At 54.0% G+C, this 24,588-nt stretch carries 17 protein-coding genes, 1 pseudogene and 1 riboswitch; of the genes and pseudogenes, 10 read left to right on the forward strand and 8 right to left on the reverse strand.

Annotated elements, in window-relative coordinates; translation table 11 throughout:
- Positions 1-3: 3 nt before the first annotated feature.
- Positions 4-1,506: a curlin gene (locus SAMA_RS15385; protein ID WP_011761054.1), complete on the forward strand. Its 1,503-nt coding sequence runs from the start codon at positions 4-6 to the stop codon at positions 1,504-1,506.
- A gap of 115 nt (positions 1,507-1,621) precedes the next feature.
- Here SAMA_RS15385 and SAMA_RS15390 read toward each other — a convergent pair whose 3' ends face one another.
- Positions 1,622-2,287 carry a helix-turn-helix transcriptional regulator gene (locus SAMA_RS15390; RefSeq protein ID WP_011761055.1) on the reverse strand — a complete coding sequence of 222 codons (666 nt, stop codon included), beginning with the start codon at positions 2,285-2,287 and terminating at the stop codon, positions 1,622-1,624.
- A gap of 510 nt (positions 2,288-2,797) precedes the next feature.
- On the opposite strand from SAMA_RS15390, the gene serA reads away from it, so the two are divergent.
- Both serA and ygfZ read left to right on the forward strand, forming a co-directional pair.
- Positions 2,798-4,027, forward strand: a complete 1,230-nt coding sequence (gene serA, locus SAMA_RS15395) for a phosphoglycerate dehydrogenase (protein ID WP_011761056.1) — start codon at positions 2,798-2,800, stop codon at positions 4,025-4,027.
- A 132-nt stretch (positions 4,028-4,159) separates the two neighbouring features.
- A complete protein-coding gene (gene ygfZ, locus SAMA_RS15400) occupies positions 4,160-5,125 on the forward strand; it encodes a tRNA-modifying protein YgfZ (protein ID WP_011761057.1) in 966 nt (321 codons plus the stop codon).
- A 93-nt stretch (positions 5,126-5,218) separates the two neighbouring features.
- On the opposite strand, the gene SAMA_RS15405 is transcribed toward ygfZ, so the two are convergent.
- From SAMA_RS15405 to SAMA_RS15415, 3 genes are all read right to left on the reverse strand, one after another.
- A complete protein-coding gene (locus tag SAMA_RS15405) occupies positions 5,219-6,241 on the reverse strand; it encodes a response regulator (RefSeq protein WP_011761058.1) in 1,023 nt (340 codons plus the stop codon).
- An 85-nt stretch (positions 6,242-6,326) separates the two neighbouring features.
- Entirely contained in the window at positions 6,327-11,618 is a 5,292-nt protein-coding gene (locus SAMA_RS15410) for a PAS domain S-box protein (protein ID WP_011761059.1), read from the reverse strand.
- 254 nt (positions 11,619-11,872) lie between these two features.
- The gene (locus SAMA_RS15415) at positions 11,873-13,267 is read right to left on the reverse strand and encodes an alanine/glycine:cation symporter family protein (protein ID WP_011761060.1); all 1,395 of its coding nucleotides are present in this window, start codon (positions 13,265-13,267) and stop codon (positions 11,873-11,875) included.
- Between the two features lie 116 nt (positions 13,268-13,383).
- Positions 13,384-13,513, reverse strand: a riboswitch (glycine riboswitch).
- A 436-nt stretch (positions 13,514-13,949) separates the two neighbouring features.
- Here SAMA_RS15415 and SAMA_RS15420 point away from each other — a divergent pair.
- The 7 genes from SAMA_RS15420 (at position 13,950) to SAMA_RS15450 (ending at position 22,856) form a co-directional block, all read left to right on the forward strand.
- Positions 13,950-14,498 carry a DUF3332 domain-containing protein gene (locus SAMA_RS15420; RefSeq protein ID WP_011761061.1) on the forward strand — a complete coding sequence of 183 codons (549 nt, stop codon included), beginning with the start codon at positions 13,950-13,952 and terminating at the stop codon, positions 14,496-14,498.
- A 179-nt stretch (positions 14,499-14,677) separates the two neighbouring features.
- A complete protein-coding gene (locus tag SAMA_RS15425) occupies positions 14,678-15,430 on the forward strand; it encodes an ABC transporter ATP-binding protein (protein ID WP_011761062.1) in 753 nt (250 codons plus the stop codon).
- 2 nt (positions 15,431-15,432) lie between these two features.
- A complete protein-coding gene (locus SAMA_RS15430; protein ID WP_011761063.1) occupies positions 15,433-18,051 on the forward strand; it encodes an ABC transporter permease in 2,619 nt (872 codons plus the stop codon).
- Position 18,052: 1 nt separating this feature from the next.
- Entirely contained in the window at positions 18,053-19,255 is a 1,203-nt protein-coding gene (locus SAMA_RS15435) for a lipocalin-like domain-containing protein (protein WP_011761064.1), read from the forward strand.
- A 193-nt stretch (positions 19,256-19,448) separates the two neighbouring features.
- The gene (locus SAMA_RS15440) at positions 19,449-19,814 is read left to right on the forward strand and encodes a DUF3144 domain-containing protein (RefSeq protein ID WP_011761065.1); all 366 of its coding nucleotides are present in this window, start codon (positions 19,449-19,451) and stop codon (positions 19,812-19,814) included.
- A gap of 782 nt (positions 19,815-20,596) precedes the next feature.
- Entirely contained in the window at positions 20,597-21,949 is a 1,353-nt protein-coding gene (locus SAMA_RS15445; RefSeq protein WP_011761066.1) for an OmpA family protein, read from the forward strand.
- A 28-nt stretch (positions 21,950-21,977) separates the two neighbouring features.
- Positions 21,978-22,856 carry a hypothetical protein gene (locus SAMA_RS15450; protein ID WP_011761067.1) on the forward strand — a complete coding sequence of 293 codons (879 nt, stop codon included), beginning with the start codon at positions 21,978-21,980 and terminating at the stop codon, positions 22,854-22,856.
- Between the two features lie 42 nt (positions 22,857-22,898).
- On the opposite strand, the pseudogene SAMA_RS15455 reads toward SAMA_RS15450, so the two are convergent.
- From SAMA_RS15455 to cspE, 4 genes and pseudogenes are all read right to left on the reverse strand, one after another.
- Positions 22,899-23,156: pseudogene (locus SAMA_RS15455) on the reverse strand (transposase); the annotation flags it as partial.
- 483 nt (positions 23,157-23,639) lie between these two features.
- Entirely contained in the window at positions 23,640-23,849 is a 210-nt protein-coding gene (locus SAMA_RS15460) for a hypothetical protein (RefSeq protein ID WP_011761069.1), read from the reverse strand.
- Positions 23,850-23,861: 12 nt separating this feature from the next.
- The gene (locus SAMA_RS19860) at positions 23,862-23,993 is read right to left on the reverse strand and encodes a hypothetical protein (protein ID WP_269571889.1); all 132 of its coding nucleotides are present in this window, start codon (positions 23,991-23,993) and stop codon (positions 23,862-23,864) included.
- Between the two features lie 287 nt (positions 23,994-24,280).
- Positions 24,281-24,493, reverse strand: coding sequence for a transcription antiterminator/RNA stability regulator CspE (cspE, locus tag SAMA_RS19430; RefSeq protein WP_011761070.1), 213 nt, complete (start codon positions 24,491-24,493; stop codon positions 24,281-24,283).
- Positions 24,494-24,588 lie beyond the last annotated feature (95 nt).

The raw sequence follows: 24,588 nt of genomic DNA on the forward strand, positions 1-24,588 counted from the left end.
CACATGAAATCACAAGCGAAGAAGTCACTCTTGGCTTTAGCCATCACCGCGGGTATCGGCATGTCAGCGCAGGCCTTTGCCAGCGATATCAGCGAAATCCAGGTAAACCAGTCCGGCTATGGTAACGACACCACTGTGGAACAAACAGGTGTACTGAACCTGGCGCAGGTTGATCAACTGGGCGATGAAAACACCACCACAGTAACCCAGGACGGTGTATGGAACGAAGCCTTTGTGGATTCTGAGGGCAACCAGAATAGCGTGTCTGTTGAGCAAGCCGAAGACTGGCACATTGCCGGCGTGAGCCAAACCGGTGATAACAACACGGATAACGTGGTCCAGACAGGCTTCTTCAACCAGAGTGACGCGGTAACTGCCGGTAACGGAAACGCCGTTGACGTGATGCAGGCAGGTGATCAGAACGCAAGCAATGTAGAACTGACCGGCGACAACAACAGCGCCTGGGTTGATCAGGACGGCAGCAGCAACTATGCCGTTTTCCGTGTTCAGGGCAATGATAACGACGGTGAAATCACTCAGCTGGGTAACAACAACCAGGGTGGTCTGATTGCTCTGGACTTCACTGCCAACGTTGGCAACAACAACGATGTCTCCATCTATCAGGAAGGTGACGACAACGTGGGTGGTGTGCGCGGCGTTGCCGGTGACAACAACGAAGTTGAGATTGAGCAGGTTGGTAACAACAACGTGGGCTTTGTTTACGCCCTGCAAGGCAGCAACAACGATCTGACCATGACCCAGGATGGCGATCGCAACGTGGCGGTGCTGGAATTCACCACCGGTGACAACAACGACGTTGAAATTAACCAATCTGGCTCCGAAAACGCCATCGGCGATAGCCTGATAGCGGTTATCGAAGGCAGCGACAACATGATAGACATCGAGCAGGAAGGCTTCTCCAACAGCGCTCAGTTTATCGTTGATGGCGACGATAACGATGTGGATCTGGAGCAGGAAGGCGATCTGAACTATGCCGAATTTGTTGCTGTTGGCAATGACAACACCCTGAACCTGAGTTCAGAAGGTAACGGCAACCAGCTGCTGGCCGGTGCCTTTGGCGAAGACAACAGCCTCGAAGTGGCTCAGGAAGGCGATGTCAACTATGCATACAGCGTTGCATTTGGTAACGACAACGAGGTGGATATTGCGCAAATGGGCAATGACAACGAAGCCATTGTCACCATCGAAGGCAACAACAACACCGACATCATAGGTACCCAGTCTGGCGACCTCAACGTACTGGACCTGCTGATCCAGGGCGATGAAAACCTGGCACAAATCACCCAGACCGGTAACGGCAACTGGGTAGGTGGCGATGCCGGTGCATTCGCAGTGGTTGGCGAAGGCAATAGCTTCATCGTGGCTCAAAGCGGCAACGACAACCTGGTGACCGGCGCTCAGATGGGCAGCAGCAACGTGATCAACGTGACTCAAGTGGGTAACGAAAACGTAGCGACTGTTATCCAGAACGGCGCGCCACGCTGATAACAGCACCCCGATAAAAAAGGAGCCATCTGGCTCCTTTTTTATTGACGTTTTTTATCTTGGGTTACCGCGGTGAAACACTCAGATTTAAGCGGTAAAAACTCAGCGCAAGCACTCAGCTGACCAGAGCAAAATGGCTCTGGTGAGATTGGGCCCAACGCAGCAACTCTACCCGATTACGGGACTGGGTCTTACGAAAAATAGACGAAATATGCGCCTTGACTGTGTGCTCGCTGATGCAAAGGCGATCGGCAATTTCTTTGTTTCTGGCACCACTGCCAACCAACTGAATAATGGTGCATTCTCTACCGGTGAGAGATTGCAGCATCGCCATGGCGTCTGGTGATACATCGGAATTGGTGTCCAGTTTATTCACCAGTCGGCGGAACATCTTGCTGATAAGCGGACGGTCAAACCAGAGCTCATCGGCGACCATCTTGCGAAGGCCTGTCAGCATCAAGTCCATGCGCTGATCGGCAAACAACAATCCCCGGATCCCGAGCAGCAGTGCGGCTTCCTGATCCAGAGAGTGACGTTCCACCTGATAAAGGGCGACGGGCACGTGGGGAGTCAGCCGGCTGGCCAGCAGCGGAATGCCCTTATTGTCCAGCGCAGCACCTTTCTGGGCGATGAGATAAAACGCCTGGGGGTGCTTATCCAAGTCCAGTTCACCGACGTGTTTTACGATGCGGGTTTTTAACCCTATGGATTCGGCCAGAATCGCCAGATGACAGGGTGCAACCAATTGGTGCACGAAAATCAACTCATTTACCGTATTCAACCCTCTTTCTCCTTGTTGACCGCCGTCGTTCAAACTTCCATGTGCGGCTAAAAAAACGCCAGACCATTGAACAGGGATCCCCAATTTTGCGGACTGAGCACTATAAAACCATAAGACGTAGGTATGAATCAAAGAACGATTCTCATTAAACAATATACGGTAAAAGCGAGACCCAGTGCCCATCCTTGTGCCATGGGCCTTCCAGCCCTGAGTACCCTAAAGCCAAAAAACCATTAACAAATGTAAATACCCAATTATTGGTGGCTCAGTGCATCCATAACAGGGCCAGGGCGAAACGTCGGCACACAGGCCTGTGCCATCCAAACCACCAACTCACAGACCGGGCTTAGTGCGGTATCATTTACCTTATGTGATATTGTTCTGGTTTTTGAATAAACACTTTAGCCATCCAGCCCTCCACACTGTGTAAAAAAAATGCTAATTTGGGCGGGCATTGACAGTCAGCAGACAAATAAAACCTATAGGCATTAGAAAGAGGGTATCTACACCATGGCGAAACATTCGCTGGACAAGGATAAGATCAAGTTCCTGCTGCTCGAAGGCGTCCACCAATCTGCGGTAGATGTACTTGAGCGGGCGGGCTACACCAATATCGAATATCACAAGGCGTCCCTCGCCGATGAGGCGCTGGTCGCGTCCATCAAAGATGCCCACTTCGTCGGCATTCGCTCCCGCACTCAACTGAGTGCCGAGGTGCTGAGCAAGGCCGAAAAACTGGTTGGAATTGGTTGCTTCTGTATTGGTACCAACCAGGTTGACCTCAAGTCTGCCGAGCTGGCCGGTATCCCGGTATTTAACGCGCCCTTCTCCAATACCCGCTCTGTGGCTGAGCTGGTATTGGGCGAAATCATCATGCTGATGCGCGGCATCCCCCAACGCAACGCCTTGTGCCACCGTGGCGGCTGGCTCAAGAGTGCCAATGGCAGCGTGGAAGTGCGCGGCAAAACCCTGGGCGTGATTGGCTATGGCCACATAGGTACCCAGCTTGGCATTCTGGCCGAAACCCTGGGTATGCGGGTGAAGTTTTTCGATATCGAAGACAAGCTGCCACTGGGCAACGCTCAGCAGGTGCATTCCTTTGAAGAATTGCTCGCCAACGCCGATGTGGTGAGCCTGCATGTGCCAGAAACCCCGCAGACCAAAAACATGATTGGCCATACTGAACTGGCCACCATGAAAAAGGGCAGTTTCCTGATTAACGCGTCCCGCGGCACAGTGGTAGACATCGATGCTCTGTCAGCCGCGCTCAAAGAAGAGCACATTGCCGGCGCTGCCATCGACGTGTTCCCGGTTGAGCCCAAGTCAAACGATGATGTGTTCCAAAGTCCTCTGCGTGGTCTGGACAATGTCATCCTGACCCCACATGTGGGTGGTTCTACCGAAGAGGCCCAGGAAAACATTGGTATCGAAGTGGCTGGCAAGCTCGCCAAGTACTCAGACAACGGCTCCACCGTGTCTGCGGTGAACTTCCCCGAGGTATCCCTGCCGATGCACAAGGGCACCTCACGTTTGCTGCACATTCACAAAAACCGCCCCGGTATTCTTATCAAGATTAACCAGGCGTTTTCTGAAAAAGGTATCAACATTTCCGCCCAGTACCTGCAAACCACCGCAGATATAGGTTACGTGGTGATGGAAGTGGACACCCACCAGGCCGAGGAAGCACTCGAGCAGCTGCGTGGCATCGAAGGCACCATCAGAACCCGTTTGCTGCACTGACAGTGACGCCAAAAAAGGCGCCCGGGGGGCGCCTTTTTATTTTTGCGTGTCAGGCCTGAATATGGTCATTCACCCGGCCATTGGGATCCGCTACAATCCCAGACTATTAAAGTTCATTTCAAGGAACAGGCAATGACATTTACCGTCTCACAGGCCGCCTGGGCGCTGGACAGCGAAGGCCCGGCATTGACCCTGAGCTTACTCAATCACCTCGGGCTGGTGTCTGTCACCGGCGAGCAGGGCAACAGCTTTATCCACGGCCAGGTCACCGCCGATATCAGCGCACTGGAACCCGGCCAATGGCGCTGGGGTGCCCACTGCGATCCCAAGGGCCGTATGCTGGCGACCTTCCGTACCTTTAAACTGGGTGACGCCCTGATGATGCTGGAGCCGCGCAGCGCGCTTGAAGTCTCACTGGCACAGCTGAAAAAGTATGCCGTATTCAGCAAGGCGGAACTTGTGGATATGAGTAGCGAACTGACCCTGCTGGGTGTCTCAGGTCCAGAGGCCGCCGGGTTTGTTGCCCGGCACTTTGGCACAGCCGAGGCAGATGTTTTCAGCACTGAGCAAGGCACAGTGCTCAAAGACGGTGAGCGTTTTATCCTGATCCTGGACAAGGCCAATGCCTGTGCCCTGATTGAGAAAAGTGGCCAGCCTCTCTATGGCGCTGGTGTGTGGCAAGCATTGGAAATCCGTGCCGGCTACCCCAATATCGCGGCCGGTCATGCCAGTGAGTACATTCCGCAGATGTGTAATCTGCAGGCCCTCGGCGGAATAAGCTTCAACAAGGGCTGCTACATGGGTCAGGAAACCGTGGCCCGCACAAAATACCGTGGCGGCAACAAACGCGCGCTCTACATCCTCTTTGGTGAAAGCCAGACACCGGTGCGTCTCGAAAGTACGCTGGAAATCGCCGTGGAAGGCGGGTATCGCAAGGCGGGCAACATCATTGAGGTGGTTAGCCGTGGCAATAAGGTTCTGATGACCGCTGTCCTCGCCAATGACACAGCGCCCGATGCGGTGCTGCGTCTCGCGGATGACCACGAAGCCAGTTTTACCCTGCTGCCTCTGCCCTACTCGCTGGAAGAAGAAGCGTAAGTCCTGTCGCCGATTAACAAAAAGAGGCGCCAGATGCGCCTCTTTTTTATTCCTATCCGGGGACAGGTAAAAGCAACACTGCCAAGTGCCAGACTAGCCTTCGGTTTCCATGTGCTTATCCCGCACGGCAACCACCTCGGGCAATATCTGCTTGAAGTGATCAACCAGCTCGGGGTCGAACTGCTTGCCGGCTTCCGACTCCAGCAAGGCCATGGTGTCTTCAATACTCCATGCCTTCTTGTATGGCCTGATGGAGGTCAGGGCATCGAACACATCGGCGATGGCCACAATACGCCCCTCGATGGGGATTTCAGTGCCGCTGAGACCATTGGGATAGCCTGAACCGTCCCATTTTTCATGGTGAGTCAGAGCAATGCGGCGGGACATCTGCAGCAGTGGATCCGGATGTTCGCCAATGATTTCGGCCCCTATGCTGGCGTGCTGCTGCATGATTTCCCACTCTTCGGCATCCAGTTTGGCGGGCTTTTTCAGCACCGCATCGGGCGTGCCTATTTTGCCGATATCATGCATGGGCGCGGCATTGTACAGGAGCTCACAGAAGGGTTCAGGCAACCCCGCCTGTCGGGCCAGCAATCTTGCGTAATGGCTCATGCGAACCACGTGCAACCCGGTTTCGTTGTCCTTGTATTCGGCGGCGCGGCCGAGACGGCGGATAATCTCAAAACGGGTCTGTTCGAGCTCTTTGGTCCGTTCCCGCACCTGCTCTTCGAGCAGTCTTTTCTGGTCGTAAAGTGCCAGGTGGGTTTTCACCCTCACCTTCACAATGGGCGCGCTCACGGGCTTGGTAATATAGTCCACGGCCCCCAACTCAAAACCCTGGGTTTCGTCGGCGACCTCGGCAAGGGCGGTAACGAAGATCACCGGGATATGGGCCGTCATGGGCTCCTGCTTGAGACGGCGACATACCTCATAGCCACTCATCCCCGGCATCATCACATCCAGTAAAATCAGATCCGGTGGCGACTTCAGCGCCAGCGCCAGCGCCCGAGGGCCATCGATGGCAACCTTGACCTTATAATCCTGCCCCAAGATCCCCACCAGAATATCGATGTTCTCAGGGGTATCATCCACCACCAGCACTGTGGCCTTTTCCATCGCAACCTCCCTTGTTGCCGCTCCTGCTGCGGGCAGTTTGTTAGCCGGGCAATCAGCGCCCACAACGATTTGTTATTGAGTATAGTCAGGCGGATTCGCCGTCGGTCTCAAGTTCCTGTATCAGTTCCCGCACCAAATCGGCGCCATCATCAAACTGGTAGCCCGCCACCATCTGGCTTACCGGCTTAAGCCTGGCCCATATGCCCGCTACCACTTGTCCAGAGAGCGACTCAAGGGTCGACACCGCATCGGCGTCGGCGTCCTCAAGCTGTGTCACCAGGGTATTGAGCACCTCTTTAAGGGCGTCCGCAGACAAAGGCTCACCACTCTCCACGCCCTGCTCTTCAACACCTTCTGTCATCCAACGTTCGATGGCTGCCACTATGGTTACCAACCGGGTTTCCACCGCTTCCAACTCGGCCTCGCAGGCCTCTCCCTGTGCGAGTTTGGCCTCGAGTTGTCGGGCCTCCTCTACCAGGGTGTCGGCGCTGAGGTTGCCCGCCACGCCTTTGAGGGTGTGGGCCAAACGAACGGCATCTTCCTGCTGTCCCAGTGCAAGGGCCTTGCGGATTTTCTTACCTGCCTGGGCCTGGCTGGTGACGAAACGCTCCAGAATGCGGCGATAGAGGCGCTCTGAGTTTTGTACCAACTGCAATCCCCGGTCGATGTCCAAATCTTCATGCTCAGGCCAGCTGGTGAGCGATGTCACCTCCTGGTCTGCCGCGGCGTCAGCGTCTGCTGACTCCAGCCCTTTGGCCTCGGGGCAGAGATACTGCAGCAGGGTCTGATAGAGGATCCCCACCTCAATGGGCTTGGCGATATGGTCGTTCATCCCCGCGAGCAAACACATTTCCTTATCGCCAGCCATGGCGTTGGCCGTCATGGCGACCACGGGGAGCTCCGCAAGCCCGGGCAGTTTTCTCAGCTCCCGGGTGGCCTGATAACCATCCATCACCGGCATCTGACAATCCATCAGTACCAAATCGAAGCTTTGTTGACCGAGTTTTTCCAGCGCAATCTGACCGTTGTCGGCGATGGAAAGCACCACCCCCACCTGCTCCAAAAACTCACTGGCCACCTCCTGGTTCATCTCATTGTCTTCCACCAGCAGGATACGTTTGCCCTTGAGGCCGGACAGTTTCTGGGCATCCATGGGCTGCGCCTTGCGCCGCACGGGTTTGTGTCCCTGACGACCCAGCGCCGACATGATGCCATCCAGCAAACGGGAAGCGCTGATGGGCTTGGTGATGTAGCCATTGATGCCCATCTCCTCCACCTTGTCGATAAACTCGCTGTTGGCATGGGCAGAAACCATCAGAATAAGGGGCGGCTGCTTGAGTTCCCGCATCCGTGCCGCGGTTTCAGTGCCATCCATCTCGGGCATTTTCCAGTCGATAAGGGCGATGCGGTAATCCCGCTCGGCACACTTCTCCAATGCCTCCATGCCGCTGCGGGCGCTGTCGACGGAAAAGCCCATGCTTTGCAGCGTGGTGCGAAGAATGTCTCTGGCGGTGCTGTTGTCGTCTACCACCAGCACCGCCATGCCTTCCAGTTCCTGTTCAACATTCAACTGGGCGTTTTGCGCCACCTTGACCGACACAGTGAAATAGAAGGTACTGCCATTGCCAAACTGGCTGTCGACCCCAATCTCGCCGCCCATCAGCTCCACCAGCTGTTTGCAAATGGCCAGCCCAAGACCGGTGCCGCCGTATTTGCGGGTGGTGGAGGTATCTGCCTGACTGAATGACTTAAACAGCTTGGCCTGTTGTTCTGCGGTGAGCCCTATGCCGCTGTCGCGCACGGCAAACTTGAGCTGCACCTGATCCTCATCCCGGGCCAGCTCGCTGATGGACAACATCACCTCACCGCGTTCAGTGAATTTAATGGCGTTATTCATCAGGTTAATCAGCACCTGGCTGAGACGCAGCGGGTCACCTTCAAGGTGTGTTGGCACGCCGGGGGCAACCGAAAACAGCAGCTCCAGCTGCTTATCGGCGGCTTTCACCGAAAACATGTCGCCGAGGTCTTCCAAAATGGTGTCCAGCTGGAAGGGCACCACTTCGATATCCAGTTTACCAGCTTCAATTTTCGAGAAATCGAGGATGTCGTTGATGATACCGAGGAGCGACTTGGACGCCCGCTCGATTTTTTCCACATAGTTGCGCTGCTTTCTGTCGAGCTCAGTCTGCAGGCACAGCTGTGACATACCAATGATGGCATTCATGGGGGTGCGGATTTCGTGGGACATGTTGGCGAGGAAATCGCTCTTGGCCTGGTTGGCCGCATCCGCATCCTCCTTGGCAGCCATCAGCTCGTCGGACAGCAGTTTGAGGCGGGTAATATTGGCGATACTCATCACCACGGAGCGCTCACCGCCGTCGCCTTCTTCCAGCACAGAAGCAATCACCGCCATCCACATCAGCTCGCCATCGCCATCGAGCATGCGCCACTCACCGCTGATACTGCCCTGCTCACTCTCAGCCAGGGCCTGATACAGGCCAGTGGCAAGTGCTCTGTCCTCTGGGTGCATCAGGTCCGCCAGCTGCTTACGCTTCAAGCTGTCGCTGCTTATGCCCAAATCACTGACAAACTGGCCGTTGCAATCCTTGATAATGCCCCTGTCGTCAAGGTTAACAATGCCGATACCGGCGTTATCAAACAGTGCCCTGAAGTGGGCCTCGCTTTGGGCTAGCTCAGTCTCCATGCGTTTACGGCCGCTGATGTCCATCAGATACCCGTTCCACACCAACGCATCCTGCTGCTTGCTGCCCCGGGCACCCGCCTCCAGCCAGCGCAACTCACCGGAAGGGAAATGGTATCTGAAGGCCTTGGTCCACTGCATGCCGTGACGACCGGCGAGCATTTGAATGATCTCGCCCCTGTCTTCTTCCACGATGCGCTCGGCCACCAGCTCGAAGTTATCCAGCACCTCATTGCGATGGAAACCCAGGGTCGCCATGGCCGCGCTTGAGAGGAAGGTAAAGCGTCTGTCACGCTCAGAGCGCCACACCAACTGGTACACAGTGCTGGGCACAGACTCGGTGATGGTTTCCAGCTGCTCCCGTGATTGCTCAATTCGCTCCTGAGCCAGCTTGCTCTCGGTGATGTCATTCAGGCTGCCGTCAAACCACACCGGATTGCCGTCTTCATCGTAGCTTGCCTTGCCCTTTTCATGGACCCAGCGAAGGCTGCCATCCCGGTGGCGAATGCGGTACTCCACCTCAAAGGCATGCTGCTCAGCGAGGGCGCCGGAAATAATCGCGTCGCAGCGCTCTGCGTCCTCATCAAGGATTAGCGAACCAAAGCTGCGCTTTTTGCTCTCAATAAAGTGCCAGGCAGGGTACCCGGTCAGCTCAGTGATGTTGTCGCTGACATATTCCATGGTCCAGGTGCCATTAATGCGGGTGCGATACACAGCGCCCGGGATATTGGACACCAAACCGCGAAAGCGGCTCTCACTCTCGCGGATTTGGCGCTCGACCGCCAATTGCTCTGTCAGGTCGCGAATGGAGGCCGCCACCTGACGCTGACCCCGACTGTCGGCGGGCAACAGACTCAGGCCAATTTGCACCGGAAACTGCTCGCCGCCACATTTAAGAGCATGCAGCGGCTTACCATTGGCCATCACCTTGTCTCTGCCACCTTCAATAAAGAGCTGGCGCTTGCCCTGATGGCCATGGCGCTCATTCTCGGGAATAAGCGCATCTATGTTCAGGTTCAGCATTTCCTCGCCGCTGTAACCGAACAGCTCCTGGCAACGACTGTTACTGAACACGAGTTGCCCCGATTCATCCACTATCAGCATGGCTTCGGGGGCCGCTTCCAGCACCGCATTGGACCAGGCGGCGGCGGAAAACTGCTCTGTCACATCGTTAAACAGCATCTCCACGGAGATCAGCTGTCCTTCATCATCCAAAAGCGGCTGCATAAAGAGGTCGAGCCGCCTGAGGCTGCCATCGGCGCCGGCCATTTCCACCTGATGGGGAGGAACCGCCTCGCCCCGCAGCGCCATCTCCATAAACTGCCAGTTTTGCTCGTTGATGGCGTTGCTGGAAAAGAGGCGCTGGTACTTGCGTTTCAGCACTTCCGGCGAAATCCCCAGCACCTTTTCTACCCCGGCACTGACCTGGTCGATATTGCCGTCTGGGGTCATGGAGCAATAAAACGACTTGTCGCTCATGCCGTCTATCAGGGTGGCAAAACGGTTGCCGCGGGAGTCCAGCAGCGCCTGTTCCCGCTCTTCCAGCACTTCGGCCATCTCGTTGAACTTATGACTCAGCGTGGCGATTTCCCGCACTACCCCCTCGGGTTTTTGCAAGCGTTTGATAAGTCCCTTACTGAAGTCGACAATACCGGTTTCCAGGGCTTCCAGGGGCTCGGTCAGGCGCTTGGCACTGTAATAGCTGGTCACCAGCAGAATCAAAGCCAGTACCAGGAGGCTCAAGGTTAAGGAACTGAATCCTTTTAAGAAAGTTTCGACCAATTCGGTTTGGGGCGTGATGACCAATACCCGCCATGCCAGTGGCGACACCTTGGCAATACTGGCCAGATACTGAACGCCGTTCAGATCTTTCAGGGCGACTTCCTGAGCCTCACCCTCAAGCACTTTTTTGGCGGCTTCCTCGCTGGCGACATCTTTCACCAGCCAGTCGCTGATGGTGGCGTTACGGGTCAGGTTGTTGTCGGGATGGTAAATAAGCGTGCCCCTGGCATCGAGCACCAACAGCTTTTTGGGATCGATACCCAGACGGATGGGCAAACTGGACAGCGCCAGATCCGTGGTCACTACCCCAAGCGGCTCCTCATCACCAAAGGGCTGGGAGAAGGTGATCATCTGAATGTTGCCAGCGCCGTCGTCGTAGTAGGGAGCAGTCCAGTACCCCTTGGGGCGTTTGAGGGCTTCCGTCCACCAGTCCCACTCACCGTTGGTGTAGTCATAGGCTTCTTTGCCTATATCCAGGGTGGCAATCGTCAAATCCTGACGAAACACATAGGGGGCAAATCGTTCCTGTCCGGGCGTAAAACCCGGTACAAAGGCGACGGCCGAGCCATAAAAACTGTCGTTTCGAGCCAGGCGATCGGTGAGTAATTGGTACAGAAAGGGCGCCTGTTGCAATTGCGCTTTGGCATCGAGGTGCCCAAGGGTAAAGGCGAGGGTTTGGGTATCCTGCTGGGCCAGCGTCAACTCAAACTCGAGACGCTTGGCGGCAAAATCTGCTTTTTCAGCCAGGTCAGCAAAAAAGGCTTTTTCTTCGGCCTTGTAGTTCAGCCAACCAGTGACCCCGGATACCCCGGTCATGATAATGATCAGGGGAACGGCTATCTGGAACAGGATCCGGCTTCGAAAGGTTGAGAGTTTTTCGGTATTTTCCTGCATGCGGCTGCCTCTATGACAATATCCCTGTGTACCGGCAAACCCGGCAATGTCGGTCAGACATGCACTCTCCCCTTCCCGGGAAGGACTTCAGCGGTTTGGCTCGTTCAGTCACTCAACTGATTGAACTTTGGCGAAAAAATAACTCGTCCATTTAACCATTCAAGATACGAATAGACAAGGGAGCCGGATCACCTTTTCACCAGTGACCAGTCCTGTTTACCCACCGCTGAAAGCCCTTTAAGTGCCAATACAGCTTAACTCACCAGGCCATCTTCAGCCTCTTTTGCACGGCTTGGCAGCGCAGCGTTCCCGCCCGGCATGGCCAGCATGCCAAAATAGCGCTGACTTTCGGCAAGGATGACGCTGCGCAGGCCAATCAGCGCTATCAGGTTGGGGATGGCCATCAGGCCATTGACGATGTCAGCAAGGAGCCATATCAGGTCGAGCTTGATAAAGGCACCGCCAGCAATCAGCAGCAAGAAGACCAGCCGGTACAGACCGGCATAACGGCCCCCGGTGAGATAGCTCCAGCAGCGCTCGCCGTAGTAGTTCCAGCCCAGAATGGTGGTAAAGGCAAAACACACCAGCGCCACTGTCACCAGATATTGCCCCAGCAAGGGGTTTGTCGCCGCGGAAAAAGCAGCGCTGGTCATGGCTGCTCCGGCGCTGTCGCCACTCCATACACCAGTGATGATAAGCACCAATCCTGTCATGGTGCAGATAATCAGGGTATCGAAAAAGGTGCCAGTCATGCTCACCAGCCCCTGCTCCACCGGCTCTTTGGTGCGTGCAGTTGCCGCCGCAATGGGTGCGCTGCCAAGGCCGGACTCGTTGGAGAATACCCCACGGGCGATACCGGTTTGAATCGCCAGCGCCACAGTCGCCCCCAAAAAGCCGCCCCCGGCGGCAACCGGGGTAAAGGCCCCATTCACCACCAAAGAAAGGGCCGGCACTATGGCGTCATGGAGACTCAGCAGTACCCAAAGGCAAGCCAGCACATAGCCGATGGCCATGGCGGGCACCAGAGTTTGGGCAACCGAAGCGATGCGCTTAACGCCGCCTAACGTCACGGCCGCCACCAGCAGGGTCAGCACGCTGGCAGTCACCCAGGTGGGCACGGCAAAGGCCACCGTCATGGCATCGCTGATGGCATTGACCTGGGCGAAGGTACCTATACCGAAAAAGGCCACACCTACCCCGAAAATGGCAAAGAGCCTGGCGAGCCAGCCCAGGCCAAGTCCGCGTTCAATGTAATACATGGGGCCACCGGCGATATTGCCCCTGGCGTCGGTGGTGCGGTATTTGAGCGCCAGCAAACACTCGGCGTATTTGGTGGCCATGCCAAAAAAGGCCGCCACCCACATCCAAAACAGCGCACCCGGGCCACCGAGCTTGATGGCGGTGGCGACCCCCACTATGTTGCCCGTGCCTATGGTGGCCGAGAGTGCGGTGCAAAGCGCCCCAAAGGACGACAGCTCCCCCTTCCCTGAGGCGGGTTTAAAGAGCAGTGACAGGGCGAGGGGTAATTTGACCAGCTGCAACAGCTTTAAACGAACGGTGAAGTACACACCGGTACCCACCAACAAACACAGGGTCACAGGACCCCAAACAATAGCGTTCAACTGCGTCAGCAGTGCGTGAAAATCCATAGCATCCTCGGTTATTAAACAAACGACATTAATAAACGGAGGAGGAAAAGAAATGGCTGCGAACCAAGGTGGAAGAGACCTGTGGCAAAAGGCCACCCGGGGAGGGTGGTGCAATCATCCTCTCCTCTGTCCTTTTGCCTGAGCGTTTCACCCCAAAGGGGCTTTCGCCTTCGGCGCCCGGTGCCGATTACCGCAGGCATCTGTGATGCCAAACGTAACTGACCGGATCTCTCCAGAGGCTCGTCCAGTAGCAGTCCACACCAGGTCAATTCCTGGCACCTGAAAGAGTCCTTCGACTTGCATCGAAGTTGGCCTCGTCGGTGTGGGGCACGCCCCAACTCTCCTGCTACCTTCATCCGAACGGAACCCGCAGCCTGGCTGCGGGGGAAGCAAGATTGCCAGAAGCAACGGACACTGGCAACAGGCCACCAAAGAAGCGTGACGTCCTTCAAGCTTGCCCTCTGCCTTTGCCTGTAACCTTTGTTAGAGTTCTGCAATACAATCCGCCGCCAAGCCAGCAATCCAAACCTTTTACATCAATCACTTACAAAGGGTCTCAAGCCGGTTACGACCACAACAAAATCCTTACCCCAAAGTGTGAGCCACTGCCCGGTGAGAAAAGGCCCAGCCACTAGAATCGGCACCCCAAAATGCCACATTGATTTCACACGGATTGAGCCACATGAAACTGAATAAGATCACCCTGACACTGGCACTGCTTGCCACCACCCAACTCGCCGGCTGCATGGGCCAAATGGGCCTCAGCGGCATGCTGACCCAGGGCAACCTGTCGGCGGTGGATAACCGTTATGGCCGCGCCGGCCTGTATATGCTGCTGGCGCCTGTGTATGGTCTCACCGCCACAGCCGACCTCTTTATCTTCAACAGCATCGAATTCTGGACCGGCAAAAACCCCATAACCGGCAAGTCACCGGCCTTGGCAGACACGCCCGCCAAGACCATCATCAAGGTCAACGACAAGCTGGATAAGGAGCTGACAGACGCGCCGCTCAAGGGCACGCTGGGGGCCAACAACAGTCAGCAGATTGAAGATGCGCACTTTGTTGCCATCGATGACAACACCCTGACCATGTTGGTGCGTTTCAGCGATGGCAGCGAGCAAACCATGACAGGCAAGCGCAGCGGCGACGGGGTGGACTTTTATGTGGACGGGGCCTTTGTCACCCAGGTTCAACTGAGTGAGCTCAGCACCTACGCAGCCAGCCGATGAGCGCCACTCGGGCATAGGCCGCCATTCTGGGGCGTTATTGGACTGATGCTGTCACCTCTTTCTGTCTCCGGCTGATCTCTCCTGCTTGTTTTGACGTAGTTTTTCCCAAAGCAGCAGGTTATCCTTTGGCCAGCACTCGCCAGCAACGACAGGCAGTGACGGCCGAACAAGGAGAGGTAATGACGCCGATAGTCGCCATGCAGGAGATAAGCAAGAGTTTTCAGGACGGTGGAGAACGTCACCGGGTGCTGGATAATCTCACTCTGGACATCCACCCCGGTGAAACCGTTGCCCTCACCGGTCCCAGCGGCAGCGGCAAGAGCACCCTGTTAAATCTGATTGCCGGATTTGATCAGCCCGACGATGGCCACATCCGCCTCCTTGGCAGGCCTTCCAAGCATTTCAGCGCCAGCGACTGGGACCGTTTTCGCCGCAGCGAGCTTGGCATGGTGTTTCAGCAGTTCAACCTGCTGGAACCCTTAAATGTGCAGGCCAATATTCATTTTCCCCTCGCCCTTAACGGCAAGCCCTGGGATGACTGGTGCCATACCCTAACCAGCCGTTTGGGGCTGACTGAGCTCTTGTCCCGCCCGGTGGACAGTCTTTCCGGCGGTCAGCAGCAAAGGGTCGCCATCGCCCGGGCTTTGTCTCAGCGCCCGCCACTGCTGCTTGCCGATGAACCCACGGGTAACCTGGATGAACACTCCGGCGATGAGGTGATGGCCCTGCTCACCAGCCTCGCCCGGGAAAGCAATACCGCCATTCTGATGGTGACCCACAGCGAGCGATGCGCCGCCTTTATGCAAAGGCGCTGGCACCTCTGCAATGGCCAGATTGCAGAAACCCGCAGCGAAATAGCAAGCCCACTCTTGGGGCAAACCACGGCAACCGACGGGTCTTTGCCTGAGTCCAGTCAGCAGGTTCAGGGCTGAACATGGATAGGCAACATCGAGCGAGCACCAATCATGGCCTGAGGCTGAGCCTCAAGGTGTTTGTGGGCCATTACCGCCGGGCGCCGCTGCAGGCCGGGGCTATTTTGCTGGGCATTATCCTCTCTGTGGTGCTGCTCACGGCCGTCAAAAGCATTAATGAAAATGCCCGAGCCAGCTATCGCGAAGCCACGGCGCCCCTCTCTGGCCGCGCCGCCTTTACCCTGCTGCCGGCAGGCGGCGCCGCGTTTATCAGCGATGACATTTATTTTCGGCTTAACCGCCAGGGCCTTAAGTTAATTCCCAGGTTAAATGGGGTCATCACCGATGACAACGGCAGACGTTTTTATATCGACGGTATCGACATCATAGCCGCCACCTCTGCGGCCATAACCGCGGCGAGTTCCAGTCCTGACACCCAACGCCCTGAGCCCCCCAGCGCATCGGCCAACTCCGGCAGCCCCCTCTTCGCCAACCTTGACCTGGCAAGCCTGCTCAGTGGCGAGCCGGTGTTGGTGCTAAGCCAAAACCACCTCGAAAAGATTAAGGCCGCAGGCGACATCACCCTCAACGGCAAGGGGATAACCCTGATGGGGTTGGATGACAGCTATAGTCTCGGCAGCGCCATGGTGGCCGACCTGTCCTTTGCCAAGGCGGCGCTGAAGGCGCCCAATGCACTGAGCAGCATCGAAGTGCTGGACAGTGTCAGTCTTAGCGCACTCAAGCAGCATTTACTGGATGCCGGAATCGATGCCTCCAGGCTTGAAATCGTCGCCGAAGATAATGGTGCGGCGCTCACCGAACTGACCGGCAGCTTCCATCTAAGCCTCAAGGCCATGGGACTGCTCGCCTTTGTGGTGGGCTTATTTATTGCCTATAACGGCGTGCGCTACAGCCTGATGAAGCGCACCCGGCTTTTATTGCAGCTGCGCCAGCTGGGCGTGGGGCAACGGGAACTGCTTGGTGCCCTGACGCTGGAGCTGATGCTGATGGTGAGCCTCGGCGCCGCTGCGGGGTTTGTGCTGGGGCTTTGGCTTGGGCAGGTGCTGATGCCACTGGTGGCCATGACGTTGGAGCAAATCTACGGCGCGCGCCTCTTGCCCGGCCACTGGCAGCCCGCCTGGTTTATCGAGGCCTTTGGCCTGACCGCCGCCGCGAGTCTATTCGCCTGTATCCCCTTGATGGCGCGGTTGGTGGCCACGCCGCTCGCCAGCAGTCGTCAGCAGGGGGCGAGCCAGGGCTTCGATACCCGGATGCAGCGGCTGCAGCTCAAGGTGGCTGCGGTGCTGTTGCTGCTGGCGCTGCTGATCACCCTGGTGGAACCCGAAGTCAGCCACTATCTTCGCGAGCAGCAACTGCCGCGGCTGTTGCCTATGTATAGCCTGGGGCTGATTGCACTGGTGACCCTGGCAACGCCGCTGCTTTTACCCAGCCTGCTGGCACGGCTGCCCGCCGTTTTCACCGGGTTTGGTCTCTTCAGGCCGGGGCTGTCACACTATTTGGTCGCCGAGCTGAAGGTGCTGGCGCCGCCCATGTCGCTGGCCATGATGGCCATGCTGCTGGCGCTGTCGGCCAATATCGCCATGACGACCCTGGTGGGCAGTTTCGAAGGCACCTTGAAGGCCTGGCTCAACCAAAGGCTGCATGCCGATATTTACTTAAGGCCCGGTGACAGCCGCATGCAGGAGGTCATGGCAAAACTCGAAGGCGACAGCCGCATCAGCGCCAGCTACCGCCAGTATTCCAGCCCAGCCGTGCTCACGGGCCAGGGTAATAGCGACACCCGTTTCCGGCTGCTGGCACGGGATAGCCTGTCGGTTCGGGAAACCAGCACCTTAAAGCTATTTGATGAGGCGCTGTGGCAAGCCATGGCGCAAGGCGGCAGGCAGATTCTGGTGAATGAGCCCATGGCACTGCGGCTCAATATTCAGCTTGGGGATACCCTGCATCTGGCGGTTGGCGGCCAACGCCTGAGCCTGGCGGTTGCCGGCATTTTTTACGATCATGGTAATCAACAGTTTGAAACCCTTATCGAGGAAGACCTCTGGCGTGAGCTGGGGCTGTCCCCCATTCCCATGAGTCTCGCGCTCAGCTGTGGCGATTGCGATGCCGAGCAGCTGGCCAATGACCTAGCCGGTGAGCTTGAGCTGTCACGCTCGCTGATATTCAGCCAGCAAAACATCAAAAAAATTGCCATCACCATGTTTGGTCGCACCTTTGAAATCACCGCAAGCCTGGGCACCCTCACCCTGCTGGTAGCCTCCATCGGCCTCTTCTCGGCGCTGTCCATGCTCTCCGCCAGCCGCGAGAACCCGCTGGCGCGGCTGCACGCCCTGGGGGTGAGTCGCCGCGAGCTGCTGTTAATGAGCGCTGTGCAGATGTTGCTGATGGTGCTTGCCACGGCACTGCTTGCGGTGCCCGTTGCCTGGATACTCGCCTGGCTATTGATCCACAAGGTCATTTTGCTGTCATTCGGCTGGAGCCTCACCATGGACTGGCAATGGCTGCCGGTACTGAGTGCCATAGGTGCGGCGCTGCTGTCGGCCTCGCTGGCCCTCGCCTGGCCCCTGTGGCGCCAAAGCCGCCGCCCGCTTATCCGCAGTTTGCAGCAGGAGGCGAATTGATATGAGCTTAGCCAGTAAAATCACCTTCTTGACCCCGCTCCTGTTGGCGCTCTTGCTTACCTCTGGCTGTGGCAAAACCGGCGACAATCGGCATCAGGCCCCAGACTCATCAGCCCCCGGCATGGGCGAGCTGATGGCGGGGGATATTGCAGGCTTCGATACCGTGAGCCCCGGCAAGGCACTGAGCTTTCCCGCCGACCACGGCCCCCACAATAATTTCCGCCAGGAGTGGTGGTATCTCACCGCCAACCTGACAACCACCAGCGGCGAGTCCCTTGGGCTGCAGTGGACCCAATTTCGGGTAGCACTGAAACCAGAACCAGAATCAGAACCAGAATCAGAATCAGAGCACGGCACGGCATTACCGGGGGACAATCCACCGGGCATTGATGACGACTGGCACAGCAGGCAGCTGTGGTTTGCCCACGCCGCCGTCACCCGCAAGCACAGCCATGTGGCGACAGAGCAATGGTCCCGTGGCCACTCAGATCTCGCCGGTGCCGGTGGTAGCCCCTTTTCGGTGTATCTCGCCAACTGGCGCTGGCAGTCACAAACCGAGGCATTGTTTCCCGCAAGCCTGAATGTTGCTGCTGACGGTAAGGCGCTTGGCTACCGACTGACACTGTCCAGCCAGTCGCCACTGCAACTTCAGGGCGATAGGGGTTACAGCACCAAGAGCTTCGATGCGGGGCTGGCATCCTATTACTACTCGGCGCCCTTTATCGATATTGAGGGCGACGTACTGCTGGATGGCAAGTGGCAGCCCGTCAGCGGTCAGGGCTGGCTCGACCGCGAATGGAGCAGTGCCTTTTTGGGGCTGGCACAACAGGGCTGGGACTGGTTTGCCCTGCGCCTCGACGATGGCTCGGCGCTGATGCTGTTTCAGCTTCGGGAGCAAAATGCCAAATCCTTCACCCATGCCAATCGCATGTGGCCCGATGGCCGCAGTCAAACGCTTGAGGTGGTCTCGATGACGCCGATTGACTCCCATCAGGGCTATCCGGTTAGCTGGCAGCTAAGCCTTAAGGGCAGCAGCGCAGATAACGCCGAGCCGAGTGAACAGCTTAACCTCAGGGTTGAGGCCCTTAATCCCGATGCCCGCATGCAGCTGAGCACCCAGTATTGGGAAGGCCCGGTGCGCGTCAGTCACAGTGACAGCGGCAGCCACATGGGTGAGGGCTATATGGAACTGACGGGGTACTAGCGAACGCCATCGGTGGGATGAAATATCTGGATGTTTTGGGATGCGAAGCAGCTATTTACCATGCGGCCGAGCGATTCTGTGATTCAGTCGGCTGTCCCTCAAGCGGCAAATACTTTAGGGTAAGGGCAACTACAAACAGGGTGAGTGCCTGGCTTTTGCCTTCAGGAACCAACCCTTTACACAGGAATATCCCATGTCTGAAGAAACCCTTGCCACCGAGTCTGCGATCGCATCTGAAACCACTACCGAGACCACATCTGCCAACGCTTCCAATAGCCAAAATGCCTTTTACGAACGCGCCTCCGAGATGATCAAGCTCGCCAACCAGCAAAATCAGGACCCGGCTATCAAAACCGGCGAGATCAGCGCCTCCTTCATGTGGGCCGTCGCCCGCTACAACGCCTGGTTTGCCTCCACCAGCTTTGAAACCCAGGCGCAGATGCAGCCCAAGAAGCAGGAAATGCTGGATTACTATATGGCGCGCTACAAAGAAATGCTCGAAGCCAATCTTGATGATTATATTGAGAATTTTGACCACTATCGTTCCACCCAGAAGTAGGGAGGCTGATGCCCCAGCCTGCTCTGGCTGTTAACTCAGTGTCGCTTTGCAAGCGACTGTAAGTCGTGGGTCTCCGACCCACCCACGGGGAAAGGGGGCAGTATCGACTTGCCCCCTTGTCCAATCCCCCAGCTACCCGCGACGAAGCGGAAAGCTCCGTCGGGCTTAGGGTGAAAATGGGCTGACACGACCGATTCGCTCCAAGCTCAACGGTCGCTGCTTCGGCTTCCATGCCTCGCCACGCCATTTTCACCCACGCCCTCGGCCGCTTCGAGCGGGATTGGTGTATCAATCAACAAAAGTCCTTTAAGTTTCATTACTCCTTTAATAGCGTAATGTAAGAGTTGTGGGTGTCCTCACTCTTTGCATCCTCACTCTTTGCATCCTCACTCTTTGCATCCTCACTCTTTGCATTCAGGAAGGGACTGTGTGTCATCAAACACCTCAAAAAAAAGCTGTATATAAAAACAGTATCAATGGCGTTTTTCAAAATGCAAGCACGGTTATCTCAATTGATTGGCACGAATCACTCAGCCCAAAAATACTATTTACTATAAAAATCAATAAATTAAAAATTTACAAAGCATGAATAACAGGCCGAAAAAACGCACAAAGTGTGCTGGTACGCTTTGCGCTGGCAACTTATATAGACAAGATCATCTAAATAGTTAATTCTATTGAACATAAACCGGCACGCTTTTCACTGGTCTGAGGTGAAAAGCGAGCCGTCTCACTATACAAATGTTAATCCCTAAGTAATCAAATTGGAACTTAAGTAGAAAATGGAACAAAAAGTTGAATTAGCAAATGGCATTTCAAGCCTGGTCGCAAAAGCTAGTATCGCTGTAGGGGCGGTAATAGTTTTAATCTACTGCACGAGCATCGGCTTTTATCCCAAAAACATTCAAGTTGGTGACGGACTATTTTTTATTTGGTCGACGCTTGTGTTTGGCTTCGTGTGTACTATCGCTAATTTCCTCTTCACATCAGTGGGCTATACACTTTACACGCCTTTGTACCTTCTTTTAAAAAACTTTGTTCCGTTACCTAAAATTAATGATTTCAAGGGGTATTCCTCCATTTACATTCTTGGTTCATTTGTGATTATAGTTACCTCGATAGCTTTTCTAATTAGTGACATAAAGTTGAGCTGGAAACAGATAGACTTTATGTCAGTTATTTCTTGGTGTGCTGCTTTATTAATGAATGGCTTTACCCTTTCTGCTTTGCTTGAGGAAAGAACTGAAGCACCTAAAAAGCTATTCTATGTCGTTTTCTTCCTAATGCTGTTCATTGTTCCATTTGTAATCATAAAGGGTTTTTTTACGAATTCAGTTAGCGCATCAATGAAGTATTTGGGTATTAGAGAGGTCGCAGCAACAGCCTATGTGGATCATAAATACAGAGATATAGTCTCTGATGCCATAAATAAAATTGATTCAAAAAGCCATGTAATTATTCCTGTTGGCGATCAATTTATCCGTCTTGATAATGTAAATATACTATTTCAAGGAGTTGGGGAAATTAGTTATCTGCAAATATCCGACGGAGGCAAAAGTACAACTTTTAACTTACCTTCCGAGTCAATTATTGTTAAGAAAGATTCGAAAAAAATAGAGCTCTCTGATTTATCCAAGGATATATTGTCACTGCATTCAACAACGTTGGACGAGCTCAAAGTAGGGTTCAACCCCGACTCTATGATCTTTACATTCGACCACTCTTATGGATTGTATGAGGTTGGCGAGTATAAATTGTCTGAACGCTTCAATGCTGTATTGACAGAAACCTTTAAAGAAATATTACCAATATTAATAAAAAATGATGAACTCATTGAATCTATTGAAATTATTGGTTACGCAAGTAGAGAGTGGAAAAACTCGGAAGATGATGTTGGTGCATATAAAAACAACATTTTACTTTCTACCAATCGAGCGATTGCAGTTTCTAATGTTTTGTATGAGAGTGAAGACCTTATTAAGTATGGAGGTTGGTTAAATAGAAAAGTTGTAACAAAGGGCATGTCATCCTCTACTGCTCCTAATAATGGGTTGGGAAGAACCATTTCAATCAAAGTAAATACAAGGCTTAACAAGTCAAGTAACGCGGACGGCGCAAGCGCCGCCGGTTCTTGAGGCGTTAGGCGAATAGGAGGGATGTACTTTGCCTGAAGAATTAATTAGTTATTTGCAGCTAGGATCCAATGCGTTTGCACTTATTGTTGCAGGCTGGATTTATGCTGCATACATTAAAAATTTAAACTCATCTCTCCAGTCTAAGGATGAGCAAGTTAAAGCTGTAGAAAAAAACAATGCATTTTTGAAAGAGCAGATTTCTGCTCTAGAGAAGAAGAGCCCTGAAAATATTGAGAAAATATTAAATGAGCGTATCAAGATCAGAGAAGAAGAAATAACGAGGCTAAGTGAAGATAAAAAATCCCATGAAAGTGAATTGTCTACTAAATCTCAAGAAGTAAAGAGATTAAGAAGTGACTTAGAGAAATCTAAAGATATTAGAAGAACAATGGATCTTCTTGAGCTTGATCTCGAAGAGGAAGATGATGATTTTAGATTGTTTTCAGCTGATGCAAAATATGAAATAGAAGAAATGGGCATGGTCGCAGTGGATAGCGGGCAACTCATGATTACTGATCCTTGTTACATTAACTCTGAATGGCAAGATGATGAGTTTGAGGATATTAGGCTGCTAAAAGATACAGAAACTGGCGAAATCTACCAATTCAGAAAAGACTTCTCTAACTATGAAGAAAAAATTTCAGGCTTTGATCAAACTGTAAATGAACTAAAAGCCTCGGGTAGGCTTGAAGCTATTGAAATAGAGAACTCTGACAAGATCAATTTTTCTTATGCGGGGGCATGTTATGCCACCATGTCAGAAAAAGGGTATGGGGAGATGCCATTTAAGCTTGGTCATATGGGAGCTGGAATAGCAGTAACCACAGTCATGGGTGACGGTATGTATCCAGTATATGCTGAAAAATATGATGGTAAGATTGTCAGAGTGTATTGTAATCTGTTGTGATAAATCGCCTAACAAGTGACTGTGGCATTCCGTCAATATTTATTACGCCAATTCAGGTGATTTTTCGCCCCAGCGAGTTCCGTTTTTCATCATGGTATTGAGGGTGACCAAGAGCTTCCGCATGCAAGCAATTATCGCCACCTTGGGCAGCTTTCCCTGCGCCTTTAAGTGTTCGTAGTAGCGTTTGAAAATAGGGTTGCACTGGATGGCTGACATCATGGCCATAAACATCACAGTTCGCACTCTGGCTCGGCCGCCGCGAATACGCCGTTTACCTGTGTAACTGCCGCTCTCGCGGCTTATGTGGATAAAGGGGTCGGAGTGAATTAAAAGCTCATTCGAACCCAAAACTCAGGACATATCTGGACGCTCCCACAGACGAAAGACAGGACAGCCATAACACTTTTGCCGAGGAATGCACCAAATCCCGCTCGAAGCGGCCGCAGGGCGTTTGAGCACGTGGCGTAGCTGAGACAGGACGTCGAAGCGCGAGGGTCGAGCAGGATGCGAGTCTCTCGTGAAGCCAATGGGCTCAAAAACGCCCAAGGGGCTGTCCGCTTCGTCGCGGGTCGCTGGGGGATTGGACAAGGGGGCAAGTCGATACTGCCCCCTTTCCCCGGGTGTGGGTTGGAGACCCACGACCTTCGCCAAGCAGGGCTTGGCTCTACCTAACGTTCAGTTGCTACACGCAGCCGGAGTGTCTCAGTCATTGGTCAGTATGAAGAGTGCACACCATCAAAAAGTTGTGATAGCCGCAACGCTTGGCGGCTTAACATTGGTGGTTTACCGTTGGCGGCTATTGAAAAACCGTTCGGCGCTGGCGAACAGCTGATCGCATTGTTTTTTCTGCGCGGCATATTCAGCGCTGTCTTCTGCCAGGGTGTCCAGAACTGCTTTGGCGCTTTGATACTCACCAACCATATGCTCGAACTTGGAGTCGAAATTATCCTGACGTACTTTTTTGCCGACTTTGCGGTTAGATGGCTTTCGCATAGGGTTCTCCGGTTAAAGTTCCAGCTTTTTTTGTTGTTCTCTGGCTATCAGAATATCTTCGATTTTCTTTCTGATTTGATGGCTGTTAACAGGCTTTTTTGATTTATCACTTAGAGGATTGTTTACCGGCTTTTTATTGCTCATGGTTTACTTCCTTTTCTGACTGAAAATCAAACGCTCCCAGGATTACATCGTGAGAGTTACCCATTGTGCCGGTGCCAGCAGACTCGTTAATCTTGATGGATTATTGAGGTGTGAGCTGTGATGAATAACGTGCTCTGTTGATACTATCGAGGCTGATACTATCAGTTTGAGACTATCGGTATTGATAAAGGATGGTGATACCTGAAAGGCTCCCTTGTGAGTGCAGCAGTGCAGGTATCAAAGCGGTGCAGGTGTCTGCTACGCAGCAGACACCTAAAAACAAGCAGTTACAGCAGGGTAACGTTTGCAGCTTGTGGGCCTTTGTTGCCCTGCTCTACGTTAAACTGAACCTGTTGGCCTTCGGCCAGGGTCTTGAAGCCGTCAACGGCAATGGCTCTGAAGTGAACAAATACATCGGCGCCACCGTTATCAGGGGTGATAAAGCCAAAGCCTTTTGTTTCGTTGAACCATTTTACTGAACCAGTAGTTTTAATAGACATAAATATCTCGCAAAAATAATAAATTGAAGCTACTAAATTGGAAATGAAGAAAAAGGTATCGCAGGATAAATATGACAAACTGATTCGTTTGATTC

Source organism: Shewanella amazonensis SB2B (genome assembly GCF_000015245.1).
GTDB lineage: Bacteria > Pseudomonadota > Gammaproteobacteria > Enterobacterales > Shewanellaceae > Shewanella > Shewanella amazonensis.

What these genes read in the sequence shown, in the direction of transcription:
- SAMA_RS15440 (WP_011761065.1), top strand. Translation starts at nt 19,449, where the DNA reads ATGTCTGAAGAAACCCTTGCCACCGAGTCTGCGATCGCATCTGAAACC.
- SAMA_RS15445 (WP_011761066.1), top strand. Translation starts at nt 20,597, where the DNA reads ATGGAACAAAAAGTTGAATTAGCAAATGGCATTTCAAGCCTGGTCGCA.
- SAMA_RS15410 (WP_011761059.1), bottom strand. Translation starts at nt 11,618, where the DNA reads ATGCAGGAAAATACCGAAAAACTCTCAACCTTTCGAAGCCGGATCCTG.
- SAMA_RS15425 (WP_011761062.1), top strand. Translation starts at nt 14,678, where the DNA reads ATGACGCCGATAGTCGCCATGCAGGAGATAAGCAAGAGTTTTCAGGAC.
- serA (WP_011761056.1), top strand. Translation starts at nt 2,798, where the DNA reads ATGGCGAAACATTCGCTGGACAAGGATAAGATCAAGTTCCTGCTGCTC.
- SAMA_RS15460 (WP_011761069.1), bottom strand. Translation starts at nt 23,849, where the DNA reads ATGCGAAAGCCATCTAACCGCAAAGTCGGCAAAAAAGTACGTCAGGAT.
- SAMA_RS15405 (WP_011761058.1), bottom strand. Translation starts at nt 6,241, where the DNA reads ATGGAAAAGGCCACAGTGCTGGTGGTGGATGATACCCCTGAGAACATC.
- SAMA_RS19860 (WP_269571889.1), bottom strand. Translation starts at nt 23,993, where the DNA reads ATGAGCAATAAAAAGCCGGTAAACAATCCTCTAAGTGATAAATCAAAA.
- SAMA_RS15385 (WP_011761054.1), top strand. Translation starts at nt 4, where the DNA reads ATGAAATCACAAGCGAAGAAGTCACTCTTGGCTTTAGCCATCACCGCG.
- SAMA_RS15420 (WP_011761061.1), top strand. Translation starts at nt 13,950, where the DNA reads ATGAAACTGAATAAGATCACCCTGACACTGGCACTGCTTGCCACCACC.
- SAMA_RS15435 (WP_011761064.1), top strand. Translation starts at nt 18,053, where the DNA reads ATGAGCTTAGCCAGTAAAATCACCTTCTTGACCCCGCTCCTGTTGGCG.
- SAMA_RS15430 (WP_011761063.1), top strand. Translation starts at nt 15,433, where the DNA reads ATGGATAGGCAACATCGAGCGAGCACCAATCATGGCCTGAGGCTGAGC.
- SAMA_RS15415 (WP_011761060.1), bottom strand. Translation starts at nt 13,267, where the DNA reads ATGGATTTTCACGCACTGCTGACGCAGTTGAACGCTATTGTTTGGGGT.
- ygfZ (WP_011761057.1), top strand. Translation starts at nt 4,160, where the DNA reads ATGACATTTACCGTCTCACAGGCCGCCTGGGCGCTGGACAGCGAAGGC.
- cspE (WP_011761070.1), bottom strand. Translation starts at nt 24,493, where the DNA reads ATGTCTATTAAAACTACTGGTTCAGTAAAATGGTTCAACGAAACAAAA.